A 21,133-nucleotide genomic window follows, 5' to 3' on the forward strand; every position below is an offset into this window, starting at 1 on the left:
CTTTTTATAGGCAAATCTATAGTTTGACAACCCAAACTGTTTGAGACATAATAATGGAAGTCAAGTCGCTCTTGAAGATAAGAAAAACCGCTTCCCCGGACGGGGAGGCGGCTACATATTTTTAGTATTGAGGACATTTTAGCATGACTGATCCAACCAAATCCACCCCTCCTTTCGGGATGGTTAAACTTCCCTTGCCCTTAGTTTTGTTGTGGGTAATGTTCGCTACGTTGCTCATTCGGATGCTGGGTCTAGAGAATGTCCAGCTATTGCCTAGCGAAATCGCGATCTATGTCCCCACGACCCATCAACGTGCAGATGATACCGTCAAACGATTGGAACGGCTCTTAGCGGAGATGTTTGGGGGCTTTTCTTCGTTCCCTCTACGAGGAGGGTACGTCACCAAGGGAGAGCTAGAACGAGAAAAAGTGGTGTTAGTCACCGCTTGTAGTGATTGTAAGGCAATGCTACGCTCCCTTAGCCTTCTGTCCAAGGAGTTAGTGGCTGTTGGCAAAGAACTTGAGCAAGAGGCAATTCTGGCAAAATTGACGCTTGTTCCTTTTCTTACTTTCCACTTCATGATTGTGATTTAAATTTTGAGGAGCCGATATTCGGCTCCTTTGGCTTAACTATTGCATTAACCCTCTTTGTCAACGGAGAAAAGCCATGTACCCTCACCATCATCCTGACTACGATCGCGATCATCGCCGTCTCATCCGCACAAAACACGACGAGGCGATCGACCTTACCACAGGCGAGAAATACCGCTTACAGAAAGTGAGTGACACTGACTTTGGTGCAGGAGCAATGTTTGGCCTGATGATCGCCGTTATCCTGTTGCTCCTTTTAGCCTAAGATAGCAGACCTACGCCAGCAACGGCTCCAACCTCCACCATTCCCACCCAGCAGCCCCAGTAACGTTTAGTCTTCTATACTAGGGGAGCGTGCTAGAGTTTCCTCACCTTCAACAAAAATGGCCATCACTAAAGAAGCCCTTAAACAAGATATCGATCGCCTCACCGAAGATCAACGTCAGCAAGTCGCTGATTTTATTGCCTTCCTCAAATTTTGCGATCGCCGTATCACCCTGAACCCTGCTCTACTCGCTTCCCTAGCAACTGAATTTGCAGAAGATGACCGTAATCTAGCAGAAACAGGCATGGATGAGTATGTCAAAATGCTGGCTCAGGAAGATGAAAGATGACCGATTCCATTAAACGAGGAGAGGTTTGGTTCGCTAACCTCAATCTAACTCAAGGGTCTGAACAAGCAGGGATTCGTCCTGTGATTATCTTCCAAAACAATCTGGTTTCTCAGTTTTCTACAACAATCCTTGCTATTCCCCTAACAACCAATCAACGCCGTGCGACCTTACCCATTTGCCTAGCGATCGCCAAAGGGGATGGTGGATTAGCTGAAGATTCGGTAGCCCTTTGTTTTCAAATGCGAGTTCTAGACAAAAGTCGGCTAATTCGCAAATTAGGAGAACTTAGCACCGAAACCATAACCCAATTAGAAACAGTAGTTTTGATCACTTTAGGATTCACGTCATAGCCAAAGATCCCCATCAAGCTCATGAGTGTCAGCGAGTAGCTCATTTTATTGTCTTCCTGGAATTTCGCGATTGATCTAACCCTATAAGGGCGGGTTTACCAACATCTGCAAACTTATGCATCGATTCCGTCGAGTTTTTCAGAGATCTGATCGCTCCAACCCCCCATCGGCCACCATAATTGGCGATACCATAGAAATGCTGTTGAGAAGTGCAATATCCTATGACGACTCGGCTAGAAGTTGAATCAGCGATTAAGCAATTGCCAGAGCATGAAGTTCGCCATCTGGCAAAGTGGCTGCAAGAATATCTCGATCAGATGTGGGATCGGCAAATTGAAACAGATTTAGAATCAGGAAAATTAGATCGCCTCATTGCTCAAGCAGAACAAGAGATTGCCGCAAACAACGTGAGGGATTTAGATGAAATCCTTGGCGACAGCTAATTTCTGGAAAGCCTATGCCCAATTGCCACCTGAGATTCAAGAGCAAGCGCGGAAAGCTTATCAGCTTTGGCAAGAAAACTCACTTCATCCCTCTTTGCATTTCAAAAAAGTGGGTAAAACCCTTTGGTCTGCCCGTGTCAGTAGTGGGGCGATCGCCGCGATCGCTCACGGTAAAATCGAAGGGCAAAGTTACAACTGAGGACGATTCTATGGCAGTCCGCCAACGACGCTACAGCAAAGAAGAATTAGCCCGACGTGGGCAAGAACTCTATGAATCTGGCATTCGGCAGCAAGTCGAAGCGGGAAATGAGGGTAAAATTGTGGCGATCGACATCGAAACCGGAGTCTTCGAGGTCGATGAGAATGTTGTGCCCGCAACGAATCGACTATTTGAGCGACATCCCGATGCTCAACCTTGGGTAATTAGAATCGGACATCGCGCCGTCGATCATTTTGGGGCACGGAGTCTAAAGTAAAATCGATAATGGAGGGGAAGATGAACAATTGCAAGAATAACCCAGGGTTGGGTACAATGAACAGTCTGTGACCTATTGAGTTGAAATGACAGACCCTTCAAATTCCTCACCTTCAGGTTTGGGGAAAGTGTGGCATCAAAATCGGGAAAATGTAGTGATTATCGCGATCGCCACCATCGTGGCGATCGTGGTGCGGATGGCGATCGCCGAACCCCGGTTTATTCCCTCAGATTCCATGTTTCCCACCTTAGCAGTCGGCGATCGCCTGATCATTGAAAAGGTCTCCTATCATTTTCATCCCCCCGAAACCGGCGATATCATTGTCTTTGAACCCCCTCCCCAACTGCGAGCGCAAGGATACCGCAAAGATCAAGCCTTTATTAAACGAGTCATTGGTCAACCCGGTCAAATCGTTGAAGTTTCTGGAGGTAAAGTCTACCTCAATGATGAACCCCTTCAAGAAGACTACATTGCTGAACCCCCAGAGTATAATTGGGGGCCCGAACAAGTCCCCGAAGGACAATTGTTTGTCATGGGAGATAACCGCAATGATAGCAATGATTCCCATATTTGGAAGTTCTTACCCCAGGAAAATATCATCGGTCGCGCTGCTTTTCGCTTTTGGCCCCTCAACCGTCTAGAACCGATCGATCATTAGATTCGGGTTAGAAGCAATAAAACGTAAATAAGGAAGCAAGGCGCTAATTTCTTCTCCCGATAAACCCAAGCGCCTTTGAAAATCGAGCCAATCTTGATAGTCACCCTGCTGATTTCTCTGGGTAATAATCGCTTCCGCTAAGGGGCGATCGATCAAAGAAACCTCTAAAAGTTCTGGTAAAGAAACTTGATTAATATTCAAACAAAGTGCTTGATCGTAATAGCAAAACTGCAAAATCGGCTCAATTGGGCGTAATCTTTCTACCGGCAATTCCAGAGCAGCCGCAATATCTTCTAAGCGGTAAAACTGTACTCCAGCTTGCGTCAGACTCACGAGAAACCGCGCCTGATGAATCGAAAAAAACGGTAATCTTAACCAATCATCCACCGTCGCTTGATTGACATCAATGGTTACCCCAAATTGAGCCGCTAAAGCCACTTCTGCCAGAGATCGAAACCGGTAATAGGGATCGAGAAACCGACTAGGGGTAAGATTCGGCAATATAGCTCGTAATTGATTTTTGAGTATCCGAATTACCCGATTCCACTCAGCCATAACTCGATCTGTTTAACTTTTGCATACAGCGATTTGCTTGCTTTAAAACTATTAAAAATCTCCCCTTAATTGCATCTAACCCCAAACTCGACGCAAATCTAACACAAAACCGGGTAAAACTTCTTCACCAGATAACTCACTTGGATTAGATAAGATTTCTACTTCTAAACCCACTTGATAAACTGTCACGGTTCGATTTTGGGGATCGATTAACCAACCCAATCTCGCCCCATTATCGATATACTCTTGCATTTTCTCTTGCAAGGATTTTAGGGTATCTGACTTTGAGCGCAATTCTACCACAAAATCGGGGCAAATATTGGGGAATGTTCCCTTTTGTTCATCCGTCAAAGTATCCCAACGCTCTTGACTTATCCAACATGCATCAGGAGAACGAGTTGCACCATTGGGTAAGATAAATCCGGTAGAAGAGTCAAATGCTTCCCCCTGTTTATTTTCTTCATACCAGTGATCGAGTTGTGCGATGATACTGCGGTTACGTTTTCCAGTTTCCCAACCTGTAGGTGGATTCACCATTAATTCTCCTTTTGCAGTTCTTTCTAGTCGTAAGTCTCGATTACTAGCAGCTAGAGCTTCAAATTGTGCTTGTGTGACATAGAGCTTTAGAGCTGTAGGTAATGTTAGCAAGAGCGTTTCGGTTTCCGGTTTGGTGGGTGTCTGTACCATTTTGACCTCTTTTATCCTATGAATCTATTTTATCTGATTCTAAAATCTAACCCCAAACTCGGCGCAAATCTAACACAAAACCGGGTAAAACTTCCTCACCATATAACTCACTTGGATTAGATAAGATTTCTACTTCTAAACCCACTCGATAAACTGCCACGGTTCGATTTTGAGGATCGATTAACCAACCCAATCTCGCCCCATTATCGATATACTCTTGCATTTTTTCTTGCAAGGATTTGAGAGTATCTGACTTTGAGCGTAATTCTACCACAAAATCGGGGCAAATATTGGGGAATGTTCCCTTTTGTTCATCCGTCAGCGCATCCCAACGCTCTTGACTTATCCAAGCCACATCAGGAGAAAGATTCGCGCCATTGGGTAAGATGAATCCCGTTGAAGAATCAAATGCTTTCCCTAAATTACCATTGTCTTCATACCAACGACCCAATTGTACAATAATGCTAAAGTTACGTTCTCCAGTTTCCCAACCTGTAGGTGGATTCACCATTAATTCTCCTTTTGCGGTTCTTTCTAGTCGTAAGTCTCGATTACTAGCAGCTAGAGCTTCAAATTGTGCTTGCGTGACATAGAGCTTTAGGGTTGTGGGTAATGTTAGCAAGAGCGTTTCGGTTTCCGGTTTGGTGGGTGTCTGTACCATTTTGACCTCTTTTATCCTATGAATCTATTTTATCTAATTCTAAAATCTAACCCCAAACTCGACGCAAATCTAACACAAAACCGGGTAAAACTTCTTCACCGGATAACTCACTTGGATTAGATAAAATTTCTACTTCTAAACCCACTTGATAAACTGTCACGGTTCGATTTTGAGGATCGATTAACCAACCCAATTTGGCTCCATTATCGATATACTCTTGCATTTTCTCTTGCAAGGATTTGAGAGGATCTGACTTTGAGCGCAATTCCACTACAAAATCGGGGCAAATATTGGGGAATGTTCCCTTTTGTTCATCCGTCAAAGCATCCCAACGCTCTTGACTTATCCAAGCCACATCAGGAGAAAGATTCGCGCCATTAGGTAAAATAAATCCGGTAGAAGAGTCAAATGCTTGTCCCGGTTCGCCGGTATTTCGCCACCACAAATATAACTCACCTGAAATACTCCAATTTTGTTTTCCAGTTTCCCAACCTGTAGGTGGATTCACCATTAATTCTCCTTTTGCGGTTCTTTCTAGTCGTAAGTCTCGATTACTAGCAGCTAGAGTTTCAAATTGTGCTTGCGTGACATAGAGCTTTAGGGTTGTAGGTAATGTTAGCAAGAGCGTTTCGGTTTCCGGTTTGGTGGGTGTCTGTACCATGTTGACCTCTCTATATCCTACAGATTGGGGTTCTATAGAGCTATTTTAGGCGATCGCCCCTACAACCCAGATAAAAAGCCACCCATTCCTCATTACCACCACAAAGCGCTATAATGACAGATTGGGCTAGTCCAGTTTCTCAAGGCAGCGTTATTCACCCTCATTGAGCAGCAGCAATGAAAAATCAGCAACAACGGTTTGATTACGTCAAAATTGGTATTGCTTCTCCTGACCGGATTCGGCAATGGGGAGAGCGAACCCTTCCCAATGGGTCAGTGGTTGGGGAAGTGACCAAACCGGAAACCATTAACTATCGTACCCTCAAACCCGAAATGGATGGCCTCTTCTGCGAGCGGATTTTTGGGCCAGCTAAAGATTGGGAATGTCATTGTGGCAAGTATAAACGAGTTCGTCATCGCGGGATTGTTTGCGAGCGTTGTGGCGTAGAAGTCACCGAATCAAGAGTGCGTCGCCATCGCATGGGTCATATTCAATTAGCCGCTCCAGTAGCCCATGTGTGGTATCTCAAAGGTATACCCAGCTATATGGCGATTCTCCTGGATATGCCCTTGCGGGATGTGGAACAGATTGTGTATTTTAATGCCTATGTCGTCCTCGATCCGGGCAATACCCCAGAAGTTGCCAAAACCAACGAAGAAGTTCCACCCCTGAGTTACAAACAACTGCTCAATGAAGACCAGTGGATGGATATTGAAGACCAATTGTATTCTGAAGATTCAGAATTAATTGGTGTAGAAGTGGGCATTGGTGCAGAGGCCATTGAGCGCTTATTAGCCGATATAGAATTGGAAACGGTAGCGGAACAACTGCGTGAAGATATCCTCAATTCTAAGGGGCAAAAACGGGCAAAGTTAATCAAACGTTTGCGGGTCATTGATAACTTTATTGCCACGGGTTCTAAGCCGGAATGGATGATTTTAAGTATGCTTCCGGTGATTCCCCCCGATTTGCGCCCCATGGTGCAGTTGGATGGAGGACGGTTTGCTACTAGCGATCTAAACGACCTTTATCGTCGGGTAATTAACCGCAATAACCGGTTGGCAAGATTGCAAGAAATTTTAGCTCCAGAGATTATTGTCCGTAATGAAAAGCGGATGTTACAAGAAGCCGTAGATGCTCTGATTGATAATGGTCGGCGCGGTCGCACGGTGGTGGGAGCCAATAACCGACCCCTGAAATCTCTGTCAGATATTATTGAAGGAAAACAAGGCCGTTTCCGGCAAAATTTGTTAGGAAAACGGGTGGATTATTCCGGTCGTTCCGTGATTGTAGTAGGGCCCAAGTTACACATTCATCAGTGTGGCTTACCGAAGGAAATGGCGATCGAATTGTTCCAACCCTTTGTGATTCATCGCTTAATTCGTCAAGGATTGGTCAATAACATTAAGGCAGCCAAAAAGCTAATTCAACGGGGAGATCCGAGCGTTTGGGATGTCCTGGAAGAAGTGATTGAAGGCCACCCGGTATTGCTCAACCGCGCTCCGACACTGCACCGGTTAGGGATTCAAGCCTTTGAACCGATGCTGGTGGAAGGGCGAGCGATTCAGTTGCATCCGTTGGTTTGTCCCGCCTTTAACGCTGACTTTGATGGTGACCAAATGGCGGTGCATGTGCCCTTGTCTTTAGAGTCCCAAGCTGAGGCGCGGTTGCTGATGTTAGCATCCAATAATGTCATGTCTCCAGCGACGGGACGGCCGATTATTACGCCGTCTCAGGATATGGTGTTGGGATGTTACTATTTAACGGCGGAAAATCCTTGGGCCCAGAAAGGGGGCGATCGCTATTTTGCCTCTTTAGATGATGTAATTCGCGCCTACGATCAAAGCCAGGTAGACCTACATGCCTATATTTGGGTGCGTTATGAAGGGGAAGTGGAATCTCCAGAAAAGGATGATGAAGTCGTTTCTGAAGAAAAGCTAGAAGACGGAACGATCACCCGTGTTTACCGCTATCGTCGAGTTCGAGAAACTGCTGAAGGGGAACGGATTTGTCAGTATATTCGCACTACCCCCGGTCGGATTATCTTCAATAAGACGATTCAAGACTCGATCCTCACGGCTTAGTCACAATGGAGGAGTGGGAGCATCTTGCTCCCTGTTCCTGGTAGCGAGCGAGACGCTCCCACTCCTGAAAAGCTTACAACCCTACTTTTTGTTAAACTAACCTGGGTAGACAACATATTAGGAGAAATTTCTGTGTTAGATGAACAGGCTAAAAAAACCATGTTACGAAAAATTCCCCATGGATTGTATATCTGTGGAGTAAAAGATGGGGAAGAAGTGAATGGTTTTACTGCCAGTTGGGTGATGCAAGCCTCTTTTGCTCCTCCTTTGCTGGTCAATTGTGTGAAGAATAGCTCGAAATCTCATGCCATGATTCAATCGAGCGGAGTATTTGCCTTGAGTATTCTGGAAGCGGGACAAAAGGATTTAGCCCAGCAATTTTTTAAGCCTCAACATCGAGTGGGGAATAAGTTTGAATCCGTGGAATTTTATCTAGGTGAAACCGGATGTCCGATTATTACGGATACATTAGGTTATCTAGAATGTCAGGTGGTTGGATCGGTGGAAAAAGGCGATCATACGGTATTTGTAGGAGAGGTGATTGCGGCTGGAATTCACCGAGAAGGGGAACCCCTGTTGCTCGAAACTACGGGTTGGAATTATGGCGGTTAACCGCATCTTGAGAATTGCAATCATCAGAGAAGCTTAAGTTGAAATCATGCCATTAATCAAAATTAAAACATCTGTTCAATCTCCAGATCGTGCAAAAATCGATAATTTGCTCAAAACCCTATCGGCTAAATTAGCGAAACATTTGGGTAAACCGGAATCCTATGTCATGACGGCGTTTGAATCGGATGTGCCCATGACATTTGCTGGCACGTTAGACCCAGTATGTTACATTGAGATTAAGAATATCGGGGGAATGAGTGCCGATCAAACCAAGAGTATGAGTCAGGACTTTTGCCAAGCGATCGGTGATGAATTAGGAGTGCCCCCGAATCGCACCTATATTGAGTTTGCTGGTGCTGAACGCAGTATGTGGGGCTGGAATAGTGGCACATTCTAAACAGTGGTCATCGGCCGATCGCTGTATACCGTAGTTTTCTGTGCTATGGGGTTTGGGGTTCACTCCCCATCCCCAAGAGCAATACTAATCTAAAGAGGGTAAACGTTCTGGCCCCCAAATTTGATTGCCTTCTTTAATGGGATCGCGCAGAGCATCACAATTGCGCGGTTTTTGGTCAATTTTATGCTGGTTTTGACAGGATTCAAAAAAGATTTGGGCAACTAAATATTTGGGTAAAATTTGCGGCCGAGCTAGGGCTTGATTAAAAAAGCCTTGGGCCGCTTGCCATTGTTCCAGTTCTTTGAGAATCTGGGCTTTGAGATAATGAACTTCGGGATGATTGGGGGTGGCCTTCAAGGCTAAATTGGCATATTCAAGGGCTTTGTTATAATCTTCTAAATCCCGATAAGCCATGGCAATGCCGCGATAGGTGAGATATGGGGGATGGCCTAAATTTTCTAAACGGGCGATCGCCTGCTGGGGATCGGCAAAGGGTAAATTTACGGCTAAAATTAAGTCCATATACCCCTTAATTAAATTCAACTCTGGATCGCTGGACTCGATCTTTTCCGCTTCCTTAATAAACTTGAGGACTTCTTGTAACTTGCTTAAAGCTTGCGCCGCCCCCCTAACTGGCCCATCTTTAGCGACAGCGTAGCCCCCTTCCAGAAAATGACCCACTGCTATGTACAAATTACCTCGTAAAGGGTTCTGCTGTACTAAAGCTTTTGCTACTTCACGGGTTTGGGTGGCATAGTCTCCAAACTGCTCCCAATCTTGCTCAATATAAGCCATAGAAGCCATCATCGCATAAACCAAGGGATCGTTAGCTTCTGTCTGTCTAGCTCTTTGTAAATACTGTTGCCCTTGGGGATAATCTCCACCAACAAAAATTGCCTTAAATGCTGCTTCCGTCTGCTCGCCAATGGCTTGAGGATTTTGTTGGCGGAAGGGATCGCCCGCTTGTAGGGCAGGGGTGAATAAACTTAGATTGAGGAAACTGGCGATCGCCAAGCTGGAGCAAAATTGAAAGAGGTTAAGCCGATTTTTCATAGCCGTTTAACTGAACAGTAGTCAGTTATATTCTAGTCGGATAGTATACTCGATATGATGATGCATCTTTAATCAAAAGTTCCCATTCCCCCAGTCCCCATGCTCTATCTGCGAAACCTCACGTATCATCCTCCAGCCATTGCCGATCCAGTCCTCAAAGCCATTAATCTAGAACTCGGCCCCCAAGAATTGGGCTTAATTATTGGCCCAAGTGGCTCCGGAAAAAGTACATTAATGGAAATTTTAGCCGGTTTAGTTTATCCGACTACCGGAGAAATTCGCTGGCGCGAGCAAGTGTTGATCGCGGAGGATATGCAACAATTGGCAGGATTGGTGTTTCAGTTTCCCGAACGGCATTTTTGCGGCAGCACCATTCTGGAAGAGTTGCGCTTGGGTCATCCAGAATTAGATTTAGAGCGAGTGAAGGAAGCATTGATGGAGGTGGGGTTAGATCATCTGTCGTTGCAAGCTTCTCCCCATGCGCTCAGTGGGGGGCAACAGCGCCGTTTAGCTTTGGCCGTGCAACTGATCCGTCAACCGAGTATTTTAATGTTAGATGAACCAACCGCAGGTTTAGATTGGTCAATGCGTCGGCAATTGGTGCAATTGTTGGCTAAAATTAAGTCCCATTGGACATTGATGATTGTTACCCACGATCCCGATGAATTGGTGAGTTTAGCCGATCGCTGTTGGCATTTAAACCAGGGAGAATTAACGGCAGTCAAGATCTAGAAGCTGTGATAAGCTGCTGATGAACAGAGCAAAACGTTTAGGTATGATGCGATCGTGGTTTTAGAGGTTTCCCCATCTATTCCTTCCTTACCTCCTTCTCTGGAGATTTGGCAACAGACCATGAATTGGCAACCCACCCCCAGCCAATTCAACCAATTTCAACTGCTTTATGGCTTAATTTTGGCGGGGAATTGCCACATGAATTTAACCCGCATTACAGAACCCACAGAATTTTGGGAAAAGCATTTATGGGATTCAATTCGCCCTCTAGCCTTTTGCCTCTCTTCCTCTCGACTGTCAGATTTTCCCCTCAAACCTTGGCCAGCCGATCAACCCCTGAGAGGTCTGGATATTGGCACAGGGGGAGGGTTTCCGGGGCTTCCGGTGGCTCTGGGTTTGCAACCGGTTTATCCCCAGTTGCAGCTAACGTTGCTGGATAGTACCCAGAAGAAGATTTTGTTTCTAGAAGAGGCGATCGCCACTCTTAATTTACCCTACGTTAAAGCTCAGGTGGGTAGAGCCGAAGAGATCTATCATCAACCCGACTACAATCAACAGTATGATTTTTGCTTAATCCGTGCCGTAGCTAAAGCAGAAGTTTGTTTACAGTATGCTTTTCCTTTTTTGAAATCAGGAGGTCTGGCCATTTTATATCGGGGGCGTTGGAGTCATGAAGAGGAAAAAATTCTCAAGCAAACTCTACGCAGTTTCAAGGGAAAGTTAACCGGGATTGATGACTTTGTAACTCCCTTAAGCCAAGCCACTCGCCACTGTGTTTATGTCCATAAGCAATAAATAGATCATCCCCTTTCCCTAGGAGAAGAGGTTGGGGGTGAGGATTTACCTAATCTCAGAAAGAACGGTGAACTCTTATGCTGTTCAATTCCTATGTTTTTATTTTCCTTTTTTTACCCCTCACCTTAACGGTATGGATCGGTTTAAATCGGTTTAAACTGATTAAAGCCAGTCAGGTGTGGTTAACAACAGCATCCTTAGTGTTTTATGGCTATTGGAATATTAGCACCTTGCCTCTGCTGTTACTATCCATGATATTTAATCATCAAATGGGAAAGGCGATTGCCAACAGCCCACCCCAAAGTAAATCCGCTAAAACCTTACTCTGGATTGGCCTTGGGGTTAACTTAATCCTCATTGGATATTACAAATATGCCCATTTTTTAGTCAATTCGATCAATGGAATCCTGCACACTGATCTCTCAATTCCCACCATTATTCTGCCCTTAGCCATATCCTTTTATACCTTTACTCAGATGGCCTATCTGGTGGATGCCTATCGCGGGGAAACCCAAAGCTTAAAATACGATCCCTTAACCTATGGCTTATTTGTCGTCTTTTTCCCTCAACTGATTGCTGGGCCAATTTTACGACACAATCAACTCATTCCCCAGTTTCGCACCCTGAAAACCTATATTTTCCGTCATGAAAACTTCAGTAAAGGATGTGTTTTATTTAGCCTAGGCTTATGTAAAAAGGTATTAATTGCCGATCGCCTCTCCCCCTGGGTCGCCCCTGTCTTCGATCATGCCAGTGAAGTTACTTTTCTAGAATCCTGGGTTGGTGTATTGAGTTATACTTATCAGCTCTACTTTGACTTCTCTGGCTACTCTGATATGGCGATCGGATTAGGATTAATGTTTAATATCCTTCTCCCCCTTAACTTTAACTCTCCCTATAAAGCCACCTCCATTCGCAACTTTTGGCAACGCTGGCATATCACCTTATCTGACTTCTTACGAGACTATCTTTATATTCCCCTAGGAGGCAATCGCCAAGGGGAAATTCGCCGCTATACTCATTTAATCATCACCATGCTCCTTGGTGGACTCTGGCATGGCGCAGGCTGGACTTATGTCATCTGGGGAGGACTCCATGGCTTCTATCTTTGTATCAATCATCTCTGGCGTAAAGTTCATCTTACCTTACCTCAATTTTTATCCTGGAGCATTACTTTTTTATCAGTTATTATTGCCTGGGTAGTATTTAGGGCAACCCAACTTGCTGATGGCTTCACACTCTTACAAACCATGAGTGGCATCCATGGCATCATTTTACCCAGTGATTCCTTAGAAAATATCCCCTTTTTAACTCAGTTCGGTATCACCTTCCAATCCTGGTTTTCCTTCAACTATCTGCCTGAATTTTGGCATAGTCAAAGTCTACCCTTTTTAATTCTCTTGTGCCTAACCTTAGCCGTTAAATATTTACCCAATACTCAAGAGATCGTCACTCAGTTTAAACCCAATGTCTATTGGGCGACTGGTGTAGGTATTTTAACAGCAACTGCTTTATTGTCCCTCAACCAAGTTTCAGAATTTCTCTATTTTCAATTTTAGGACTATATAGCTAACCTAAATGAGTAGAGAAAACCAGCCAGCAAGATGCTCGCACTCCTATTTGATATAATCTCTAGAAGTGCTATAATTTCACAATGCTATCCTGTAATTAAAAGCAAAAATGACAAATCTAACCTTAATTATTGGTAATAAAAACTATTCTTCTTGGTCTTTACGCCCCTGGTTATTGATGAAACAGGGAGGCATTCCCTTTGAGGAAATCCGGATTTCCCTATATACTCCTACCAGTAAAGCCGAGATTTTACGCTATTCTCCATCGGGACAAGTGCCTACCCTACAAGACGGAGACCTACTAATTTGGGACTCCTTAGCAATCGCCGAATATGTGATTGCTGAATATGCACCCCAATTACTGCCTGAAGATCGGCAAAAAAAGGCGATCGCCCGCTCCGTGAGTGCCGAAATGCATAGCGGGTTCCTTCCCCTGCGGCAAATGATGCCCATGGACTGTCGTTCGCGCTATACCCTACCCACCATTCCCCCAGAATTACAAGCTAATATTGACCGTATTTTGAACCTCTGGCGCACCTGTCGCCAAACCTATGGACAAAAGGGGCCCTTTTTATTCGGCGATTTTTCCCTGGCTGATGCTATGTACGCTCCCGTTGTTTCCCGCTTTGTCACCTATGGAGTTGCCCTAGATCCCTTATGTCAAGCCTATGCCGATACCCTATGGCAATTACCCGCCATGCAAGAATGGTTAGATGCTGCCCAACAAGAATCCGAAGTGATTAATTGGGGCTAAGAGACTGGCAGGTATTTTGGCGATCGCTTTCAGCACTGGATTAAAGCATAATATCCTCAACTCTGCTGAGGCAATACCCATACAACAGTTTTACCCATTACCAGCGTGTAGGACTCCTATTTACCATGCCCTAATATTGGGATCTTGCCAAGTATAATAATTGGGAAAAACAAAATTAGTAAACGATAAGGAAATACTCGTATTCAGGGCTTTGACCTGATGCCACCAGCCCACCGGCACAAAAATTACCTCCCCCGGTTGTAAGACTTCTTCAATGATTTGCACATTCTTAAACAGGGGATATTTTTGATAATCTGGATTTTCGCAATCTACCTTACTAAACACTCCCACATAATTATACAACAGAGGCGTTTGTTGCGGAGAAATTAAGCGCCAGCGTTTACATCCATAAACTTGAGCCATCATTAAGTTGACCGGATCGTGGTGTAAAGGCGTAATGGTTCCACTGGGGCCAAACCAGAAAAAGACCCGATTATGGGTTTCTTCTGGGTTGAGGAATTCCGGGAAAAAGATAATATCATTGAGCAGTCCTTTTAATTCCTCACGCTCTAAATTTTGGTTGTTAGCAACCATATAATAATCATTATTTTCTCCCCCGTTTAAAACTTGCTCTACATAATCAGCAAGCAAGATAGTTTTACGGTGTTTTTCACATTCAATTTCATATTCTGGGTTACTATTGCGGTTCGCTTGAATTTGGACTTCAACCGGGCCATATTTTTCTTTTAAGTATTGTGGTGACCAGGTTTGCATCGCCGGCCAATCTTGCATTATATCGGTTAAAATGACGGGAGTATTGGTGGCATAATAGCGGTCTAAAAACTCTTGCCTCGAAACCCCCGATCGCCGTTCAATTCCGGTTGCCTTAGAAGAGAGGGCTGCCAGTTGCTGTTGAATTGCTAAAGTCGATTCTAATTTTCGCAGCAGTTGGGCAATATTATTGCCAATTTGATAGGAGGGTTCACCCATCACCTGATTAATCGCCAAGCGGGCGATCGCCGGATCGATCCCCTGTTGTTTCATCGCCTCAATCATCGACTGTTCCGGCTTATTATGCAGCTTATTTAAAGCAATCCACCGTTTCCAATTCTCTGGAATTTGCGGTTGACTCGGCGGAATTTGACCTGGATTTTGGGGCATCCACTCTAAGTTCACCTGTTGTTGATCGTTCACCGTAATCCGCAGGGGCGGTAAGGTAATGGTCATCGGTTGTAAGCTCTCTGTCATGATCGTTCCGATAAATTACGAGTGATTATCCCTACCCTAAGATTTCATCCAAGCGCGTGTTCCGAACTGTTGAACGGAAGCAGAGGCAATTTGGGCGGCTTGAGTCAGGCTCTCCACAAAGTCCAATTCTAGAAAATAATAACAAAATGCACCATGGAGAATATCACCCGCACCGAGTGTATCCACGGCAGTCACTTGAGGCACTTTAATCTGTCCCTGTTTCCCTTGAGTATAGTAGGCGATCGCCCCTTCTCCATGGGTAATCGCAATCTGGGGAATCCCTAAATTAACCAAATAGGACATCACTTGTTCATGGGTTTTACATCCAGGAGGATAGAAATTAGCCGAAACGATCGCCCCATCCGCTACAGCGAGAACCCTTTCAAATCCAGGTTTCCAACTGCCACCATCAATGATAAGGGGAATTTGGCGAGATTTAGCCACAGTCGCTAATTCTTGACTAATCGCCATTTGATGGCCATCCATTAACACCACCTGTATATCCTCTAACAGCGTGCTAAATTGGGGATGCCAAGACCCTTGTGCATGGGTAGCATTAATTGAAATGACGGCGCGAGCGCCCCCTGGTTGAGTCACTAAAATCGAAGAAACTGGGGGCGGATCGGATCGATCGCAGTCCAGATCGATACAATTCACCCCATAAACCTCTAAATCTGCCCGAATCAGACCGCTTAGGGGATGACTTCCCACAGTAGCCAGCAGTTGAGTTGAGCCGCTCTTGCCCTGGGAGCGTCGTAAATACTCAAAGGCGATCGCCGCATTCGTCGCCGGGCCACCCGCCGCCACAGTATAATCAACTGCTACTCTTTTTTCATTAACTTGCGGTATTTGGGGAGTCAGATAGAGCAAATCTAAGGTCGCCAAACCCACAAACAAACCCGATTTATCCATTGCATCAACTGAACCTACACCGTTTCCTGTTGGACGGCTGCCTTGGGTTGGGCTTGGGGTTGGAATTGGAAGAGAGAATAAACCACATTCCGGCGAATCGAAATCATCATCTCCAAGAACAACTCATAACCCTCACTCTTATACTCAATCAGAGGATCTTTTTGTCCATAACCGCGCAATCCCACCGACTCTCGCAAAGCATCCATTTGTTGCAGATGCTCCCGCCATAGGGTGTCAATTTGCTGGAGAATAAAGAACCGTTCCGCTTGACGCATTAACCCAACTTGAATTTGGTCAACTTCCGCCTCTTTCAAATCATAGGCAATACGGACTTGCTCATGTAAAAACGTTTTCATCTCTGCAAAACTCAGATCTTCCAGTTGCTGCGGTTGCAAATCTCTGAGCAGATAGACAAACTCTTGCACCTTACTCACCAATTGCCCCAAATCCCACTCTTCAGCCGGTAATTCTGGATTCACATAGGCTTCTACAATATCGTCCATCGTCCGTTCTGCATAGGTAATCACCTGTTCCTTCAGGTCTTGCCCTTCCAAAACCCGGCGGCGTTCAGCATAAATGGCGCGGCGCTGGTTATTCATCACCTCATCATATTCAAACACCTGCTTACGGATGTCGTAGTAATAGGTTTCCACCTTCTTCTGTGCCCCTTCCAGGGAACGGGTGAGCATTCCCGACTCAATGGGCATATCTTCTTCCACGCGGAAAGCATCCATCAGGCCCGCCACGCGATCGCCCCCAAAAATCCGCAATAAGTTATCCTGTAAACTCAAGAAAAACTTCGTTGTTCCAGGGTCACCCTGACGACCCGCCCGACCTCGGAGCTGATTATCAATCCGTCGAGAATCATGGCGCTCCGTTCCCATCACAAACAACCCGCCCAGCTCAATCACCTCCTCATGTTCTCGGTCTGTCCACTCTTCATACTCCGAGCGAATCAGATTAAACACTTCCCGCAACTTTTGCACCACCGGGTCATTCGTCGGCGCTTTCTCTGCCGCAATAGCCACCTTATCCTCCGCCGTCAACTCCGGTAAAGATAGCTCTCCATACTCTGCCACCGCAAAATTCACCACCTCTTTTAACTTCGCTTCCGTACTCGCAGACAACTGAGTGGGGAAAATCTTAGGCGACACCTTCCAAGTTTTCACCTTCTTATCCAAACTAAACCCTTGGGCCGCCTTCCGTTTACCCATACCCGCTACTTTAGCCACCCCAAAGCCATTCTCATCTTCCGGCTTCACAATCCGGGGCATAAAATACTCCCGCAACTTCAGACGGGCCATATAATCGGCATTTCCGCCCAAAATAATATCCGTCCCTCTTCCTGCCATGTTCGTAGCAATCGTCACCGCTCCTTTCCGTCCCGCCTGAGCCACAATTTCCGACTCCCGCTCCACATTCTCCGGCTTCGCATTCAGCAACTGATGGGGGACTTCCAACTGACTCAACAGATTAGACAACACTTCCGACTTTTCTACACTCGTGGTTCCCACCAAAATCGGCCGCCCTTGGCGATGGAGTTCGGCACACTCTTGAGCCACTGCTTTCCACTTCGCTTCCTCCGTTTTATACACCACATCCGCCATATCCCTACGTCCCGTGGGCTGGTTGGTGGGGACAATAGTCACCTCTAAGTTATAGATTTTCTCAAACTCCGCTTCCTCCGTTTTGGCCGTCCCCGTCATTCCTGACAACTTGGGATAGAGCAAAAAGAAATTTTGATAGGTAATCGTGGCCAAAGTCTGGGTTTCCGGCTGAATCTCTACATGCTCTTTCGCCTCAATCGCCTGATGCAGTCCATCACTCCAGCGACGACCGGGCATGACCCGACCGGTAAACTCATCTACAATGACAATTTCATCTTCGCGGACAATATAGTTCACATCCTTAATAAACAACTCCTTGGCCTTAATCGCATTGAACACAAAATGGGCCCAAGGGTCATCCGGGTTAAACAAGTCCGAAACTTCTAGAAATTTCTCAGCCGCGATATAGCCCTCATCGGTCAACAGCACATTGCGGGCTTTTTCATCTACTTCATAATGGCCCTGTCCGCTTTCTTCATCCAAGGCCGTCAAGGTTTGGGCCAGTTGAGCCGCTTTAATATACTTTTCACTGGGACGGTCTACCTGACCTGAAATAATCAGAGGGGTTCGAGCTTCATCGACTAAGACCGAATCCACTTCATCAATAATGCAGAAATTAAACGGCCGATGCACCACTTCCGCCATGGACGAAGCCATATTATCGCGCAGATAGTCAAAGCCGACTTCCGAGTTGGTGGCGTAGGTAATATCGCAGCTATAGTTTTTGCGGCGCTCTGAGGGGGCCATACTCTGCTGAATGAGTCCCACACTCAAGCCGAGGAAGCGATGGACTTGGCCCATCCATTCGGCATCCCGACGGGCGAGGTAGTCGTTGACGGTGATTACATGAACCCCTTTTCCACCGAGGGCATTCAAATAGGCGGGCAGAGTTGCCACCAGGGTTTTTCCTTCCCCGGTTTTCATTTCGGCAATCTGGCCATCATGGAGAACCATTCCCCCAATCATTTGTACATCGTAGTGGCGCATCCCCAAAACGCGCTTGGCGGCTTCGCGGACGACGGCGAAGGCTTCGGGAAGGATTTCATCGAGGAGTTCTTTTTGCGCTTGCTCAGAACCGGCTTTTTCTAGGCGCTGTTTAAATTCTGCGGTTTTGCCCCGCAACTGGTCATCCGATAGATCTTGGATGTCTTCTTCGTAGAGGTTGATTTCAGAAACGAAGGGCTGATATTTTTTCAGTTTGCGGGTGTTGGGGTCACCAAACAGGTTTTTCAGCATAATCGATTTACTCTACCAGACGCTATCAAGGGGGCAAAAGACTTTTTCTTATGGTATCACCTCTAGGATCGGTCGTGGGTAATGGGCGATCGCTAGATCTCCTCTACACCTTTAACTGAGTTTATACTGCATGGCGCTGCGAGGCAGAACCCGCACCACTTCATCCACCGTGGTTTTACCCAGAGTGACCTTATCGGTAGCGGCTTTGCGAAAGGACATAAAATCTGTATCTTTCAAATATCGGCGCAATTCGGTCACTCCCCCTTCATAAATTAAATCTCGAATGGGATCGTCCACATTCAGCAATTCAATGATGGCCTGTCGTCCTGAATATCCGGACTGAAAACACTGGGTACAGCCTTGTCCTTTGCGCCACTCTTCCGGATTGGCTTCATGTAAGCCAATCCCCAAAGTCCTTAAATCCTCTTCACTGGGACGATAGGGTGTGCCACAATGGGGGCAAATACAGCGGACTAAACGCTGGGCAATTATTCCTAACAGCGCGTCACTAATTAGACCGGGATCGGGTCCGATATCTTTGAGCCGGGGAATGGCTCCCACGGCATCATTGGTATGCAAGGTGGTAAAGACCAAATGACCGGTTAAAGCCGCTCGGACTGCGGTTTCTGCTGTCTCATGGTCGCGAATTTCTCCCACCATGATGATATCTGGATCTTGACGCAAAATCGCCCGCAAGCCTGCGGCAAAGGTCATGCCAGCCCGTTCATGGACTTGGGTTTGGGTGATTCCAGATAAGATATATTCTACGGGATCTTCTACCGTGACCACATTCACCTGTTCCGTGGCTACGGATTGCAAACTGGTATAAAGGGTACTGGTTTTGCCGGAACCGGTGGGCCCGGTGAGAATAATCATCCCTTGGGGTTGCCGTAACCAGTCTTGATAAACGGGTAGGGTTTTATGGTTAAAACCTAGGTCTTCAATTTTACTAAAGGGATTTTGGCGCGGCAGGAGACGGATGACGGCTTTTTCGCCACTGACACAGGGAAGGGTGCTAACGCGCATGTCCATTCCTAATTCTAGGTTGTCTTGGGTGGCGTATTTCTCGCCAATTCGCCCATCTTGGGGGCGACGACTTTCGGCAATGTCCATATTGGACATGACTTTGAGGGCAACAATCACTTTGCGGCTGACTTCTGTTGATAGGGTGGTAATATCTCGGAGTACGCCGTCAATTCGATAGCGAACGCGCAAGCCTTGGGGCAGGGGTTCGAGGTGGATATCGCTAGCGCGGTTGCGGAGAGCGCCGGAAATAATGGTTTTAATGCGGCTAATTTGGCCGACGGCTTTGGATAGATAGAGTTCGGTAACTTCGGTAATATTTTCTTGTTCGAGTTCCCCGGTGATGGGGTTCACTAGGGGAGCGGAACTGATGCGGGTATGGTCAAAGGTGCGGGTATGATGCCAAGCGCTGTAGCTTTTTTCAGTAATGGGGATGATTTTAATGTTGGTGAGGGTGCGATCGCTCATATCCCGAATTCGATCCGCTTCTACGGTCATCGGAGAGCCAAGATAGTAGCAATTGCGCCACAGAAGCAAGGGAATAACTGGGGGTAGGTTCTGGCGATCGGGGAATTCCCGCCAAAACCGAGAACTGACTTCAGCATCGAGTAAAGAAAGGTTCAGGTTGCGATCGCTATCAACTAATAGCTTAAGGGCTTCATCACAGTTCACTGTACCTTGTCGGAGTTGTTGCCAAGCTGAAGGAGTCAGATCGCTGGTTTGCATGAGTTTTGGCTTGAGGATAAACGCTTTGTTCCCTAGTATACCGTTTTCCTCCTTGGCTATTGGCGATCTAAAAATTCCAAGCCTGATGATTCACCGGATCGAATTCAAATCGATTTTTTACTTTCGTTTCTCCATAAATATTTAATGTAATTGCCGGTTCATCTCCTAGGGGTTCAACGCTGTGAATGGCATCGGGTAAAAAGGTGATCATTTCTCCTGGCGTTAAAATATATGAGTCTACCGCTTCAATGCGATCGCCCAATTCAGGAGTCGGACTTCTGCGCCAAAATGTATTCTTTTCCTCTCCACTTAATAAAGCCACCACTCCCCAACTACCATGATTATGAATTGGCGATACATTCCCCGGTAACCAGGCCACAATTTGCAAGGTAAGCTTAAAATCTGGTTCATCATAGAGCGATAAAATCGACCATCCTGGATTTGGATTAGGGTCTAAATAATAGGTTTGTAACCAAGGAGAATAATCTAAAAGTTGCCGCAAACAACAAGCAATTTCAGGTAACCGTTGCTCATCTTCGGGTATCTCCCATAAAATCGTTTCTAAATCAGTCAGAAACCGATATAACCGATAAGGTTTATCTCCAGACTTTGGAGAACGACTAGAAATTAAGGGTAGACGCTCCCCTTGTTCATTAATCAACCAATCAGCAGATTGCATCGGATTGCT

Annotated in this window: 25 protein-coding genes; 15 read left to right on the forward strand and 10 right to left on the reverse strand. The window is 45.9% G+C overall.

All coding sequences use genetic code 11. The features are described from left to right. Positions 1-143: 143 nt before the first annotated feature. From AC3FZD_RS07590 to lepB, 8 genes are all read left to right on the forward strand, one after another. Positions 144-593: a hypothetical protein gene (locus AC3FZD_RS07590; protein WP_488739549.1), complete on the forward strand. Its 450-nt coding sequence runs from the start codon at positions 144-146 to the stop codon at positions 591-593. Between the two features lie 73 nt (positions 594-666). Continuing rightward, positions 667-855, forward strand: a complete 189-nt coding sequence (locus AC3FZD_RS07595) for a hypothetical protein (protein ID WP_488739550.1) — start codon at positions 667-669, stop codon at positions 853-855. Positions 856-973: 118 nt separating this feature from the next. Then, positions 974-1,204: a hypothetical protein gene (locus tag AC3FZD_RS07600; RefSeq protein ID WP_488739551.1), complete on the forward strand. Its 231-nt coding sequence runs from the start codon at positions 974-976 to the stop codon at positions 1,202-1,204. Further along, complete coding sequence (locus AC3FZD_RS07605) at positions 1,201-1,554, forward strand: type II toxin-antitoxin system PemK/MazF family toxin (protein ID WP_488739552.1); 354 nt, start codon at positions 1,201-1,203, stop codon at positions 1,552-1,554. The genes AC3FZD_RS07600 and AC3FZD_RS07605 overlap by 4 nt, the downstream gene beginning before the upstream one ends. Positions 1,555-1,775: 221 nt before the next feature. Then, on the forward strand, positions 1,776-1,997 hold the full coding sequence (locus tag AC3FZD_RS07610) for a hypothetical protein (RefSeq protein WP_488739553.1): 222 nt from the start codon (positions 1,776-1,778) through the stop codon (positions 1,995-1,997). Next, positions 1,975-2,196, forward strand: a complete 222-nt coding sequence (locus AC3FZD_RS07615) for a hypothetical protein (protein WP_488739554.1) — start codon at positions 1,975-1,977, stop codon at positions 2,194-2,196. Before AC3FZD_RS07610 ends, AC3FZD_RS07615 begins: the two co-directional genes overlap by 23 nt. 10 nt (positions 2,197-2,206) lie before the next feature. Then, a complete protein-coding gene (locus AC3FZD_RS07620; RefSeq protein ID WP_488739555.1) occupies positions 2,207-2,473 on the forward strand; it encodes a hypothetical protein in 267 nt (88 codons plus the stop codon). 85 nt (positions 2,474-2,558) lie between these two features. Continuing rightward, positions 2,559-3,131: a signal peptidase I gene (gene lepB / locus AC3FZD_RS07625; protein ID WP_488739556.1), complete on the forward strand. Its 573-nt coding sequence runs from the start codon at positions 2,559-2,561 to the stop codon at positions 3,129-3,131. Here lepB and AC3FZD_RS07630 read toward each other — a convergent pair. From AC3FZD_RS07630 to AC3FZD_RS07645, 4 genes are all read right to left on the reverse strand, one after another. Beyond that, on the reverse strand, positions 3,111-3,686 hold the full coding sequence (locus AC3FZD_RS07630) for a ComEA family DNA-binding protein (protein ID WP_488739557.1): 576 nt from the start codon (positions 3,684-3,686) through the stop codon (positions 3,111-3,113). The two genes, lepB and AC3FZD_RS07630, sit on opposite strands and share 21 nt — an antisense overlap. A 75-nt stretch (positions 3,687-3,761) precedes the next feature. Continuing rightward, positions 3,762-4,373, reverse strand: coding sequence for a Uma2 family endonuclease (locus AC3FZD_RS07635; protein ID WP_488739558.1), 612 nt, complete (start codon positions 4,371-4,373; stop codon positions 3,762-3,764). A 46-nt stretch (positions 4,374-4,419) separates the two neighbouring features. Next, a complete protein-coding gene (locus AC3FZD_RS07640) occupies positions 4,420-5,034 on the reverse strand; it encodes a Uma2 family endonuclease (RefSeq protein ID WP_488739559.1) in 615 nt (204 codons plus the stop codon). 46 nt (positions 5,035-5,080) lie between these two features. Beyond that, the gene (locus AC3FZD_RS07645; protein ID WP_488739560.1) at positions 5,081-5,695 is read right to left on the reverse strand and encodes a Uma2 family endonuclease; all 615 of its coding nucleotides are present in this window, start codon (positions 5,693-5,695) and stop codon (positions 5,081-5,083) included. Positions 5,696-5,871: 176 nt separating this feature from the next. Between AC3FZD_RS07645 and AC3FZD_RS07650 the strand changes: the two genes are divergently transcribed. The 3 genes from AC3FZD_RS07650 to AC3FZD_RS07660 all read left to right on the forward strand — a co-directional run bounded on the left by AC3FZD_RS07650 (position 5,872) and on the right by AC3FZD_RS07660 (position 8,788). Further along, the gene (locus AC3FZD_RS07650) at positions 5,872-7,779 is read left to right on the forward strand and encodes a DNA-directed RNA polymerase subunit gamma (RefSeq protein ID WP_488739561.1); all 1,908 of its coding nucleotides are present in this window, start codon (positions 5,872-5,874) and stop codon (positions 7,777-7,779) included. Between the two features lie 132 nt (positions 7,780-7,911). Then, entirely contained in the window at positions 7,912-8,391 is a 480-nt protein-coding gene (locus AC3FZD_RS07655) for a flavin reductase family protein (RefSeq protein ID WP_488739562.1), read from the forward strand. A gap of 46 nt (positions 8,392-8,437) precedes the next feature. Beyond that, positions 8,438-8,788: a phenylpyruvate tautomerase MIF-related protein gene (locus tag AC3FZD_RS07660; protein ID WP_488739563.1), complete on the forward strand. Its 351-nt coding sequence runs from the start codon at positions 8,438-8,440 to the stop codon at positions 8,786-8,788. Between the two features lie 84 nt (positions 8,789-8,872). Here the strand turns inward: AC3FZD_RS07660 and AC3FZD_RS07665 are convergent, their stop codons facing one another. Then, the gene (locus AC3FZD_RS07665) at positions 8,873-9,841 is read right to left on the reverse strand and encodes a Sll0314/Alr1548 family TPR repeat-containing protein (RefSeq protein WP_488739564.1); all 969 of its coding nucleotides are present in this window, start codon (positions 9,839-9,841) and stop codon (positions 8,873-8,875) included. A gap of 99 nt (positions 9,842-9,940) precedes the next feature. On the opposite strand from AC3FZD_RS07665, the gene AC3FZD_RS07670 reads away from it, so the two are divergent. From AC3FZD_RS07670 to AC3FZD_RS07685, 4 genes are all read left to right on the forward strand, one after another. After that, positions 9,941-10,573: an ABC transporter ATP-binding protein gene (locus AC3FZD_RS07670; protein ID WP_488739565.1), complete on the forward strand. Its 633-nt coding sequence runs from the start codon at positions 9,941-9,943 to the stop codon at positions 10,571-10,573. 54 nt (positions 10,574-10,627) lie between these two features. Next, the gene (gene rsmG / locus AC3FZD_RS07675; protein WP_488739566.1) at positions 10,628-11,368 is read left to right on the forward strand and encodes a 16S rRNA (guanine(527)-N(7))-methyltransferase RsmG; all 741 of its coding nucleotides are present in this window, start codon (positions 10,628-10,630) and stop codon (positions 11,366-11,368) included. Positions 11,369-11,445: 77 nt separating this feature from the next. After that, positions 11,446-12,927, forward strand: coding sequence for an MBOAT family O-acyltransferase (locus AC3FZD_RS07680; RefSeq protein WP_488739567.1), 1,482 nt, complete (start codon positions 11,446-11,448; stop codon positions 12,925-12,927). Between the two features lie 121 nt (positions 12,928-13,048). Further along, on the forward strand, positions 13,049-13,693 hold the full coding sequence (locus AC3FZD_RS07685) for a glutathione S-transferase family protein (RefSeq protein ID WP_488739568.1): 645 nt from the start codon (positions 13,049-13,051) through the stop codon (positions 13,691-13,693). Between the two features lie 120 nt (positions 13,694-13,813). Here the strand turns inward: AC3FZD_RS07685 and AC3FZD_RS07690 are convergent, their stop codons facing one another. From AC3FZD_RS07690 to AC3FZD_RS07710, 5 genes are all read right to left on the reverse strand, one after another. Next, on the reverse strand, positions 13,814-14,941 hold the full coding sequence (locus AC3FZD_RS07690) for a cupin-like domain-containing protein (protein WP_488739569.1): 1,128 nt from the start codon (positions 14,939-14,941) through the stop codon (positions 13,814-13,816). Between the two features lie 36 nt (positions 14,942-14,977). After that, on the reverse strand, positions 14,978-15,853 hold the full coding sequence (locus AC3FZD_RS07695) for a PfkB family carbohydrate kinase (protein ID WP_488739570.1): 876 nt from the start codon (positions 15,851-15,853) through the stop codon (positions 14,978-14,980). 14 nt (positions 15,854-15,867) lie between these two features. Further along, the gene (gene secA / locus AC3FZD_RS07700) at positions 15,868-18,696 is read right to left on the reverse strand and encodes a preprotein translocase subunit SecA (RefSeq protein WP_488739571.1); all 2,829 of its coding nucleotides are present in this window, start codon (positions 18,694-18,696) and stop codon (positions 15,868-15,870) included. 111 nt (positions 18,697-18,807) lie between these two features. Beyond that, on the reverse strand, positions 18,808-20,445 hold the full coding sequence (locus tag AC3FZD_RS07705) for a GspE/PulE family protein (RefSeq protein WP_488739572.1): 1,638 nt from the start codon (positions 20,443-20,445) through the stop codon (positions 18,808-18,810). A 67-nt stretch (positions 20,446-20,512) separates the two neighbouring features. Next, positions 20,513-21,124, reverse strand: coding sequence for a cysteine dioxygenase family protein (locus tag AC3FZD_RS07710; protein WP_488739573.1), 612 nt, complete (start codon positions 21,122-21,124; stop codon positions 20,513-20,515). Between the last annotated feature and the right edge of the window lie 9 nt (positions 21,125-21,133).

This window comes from Roseofilum sp. KMC-1, assembly GCF_057802075.1.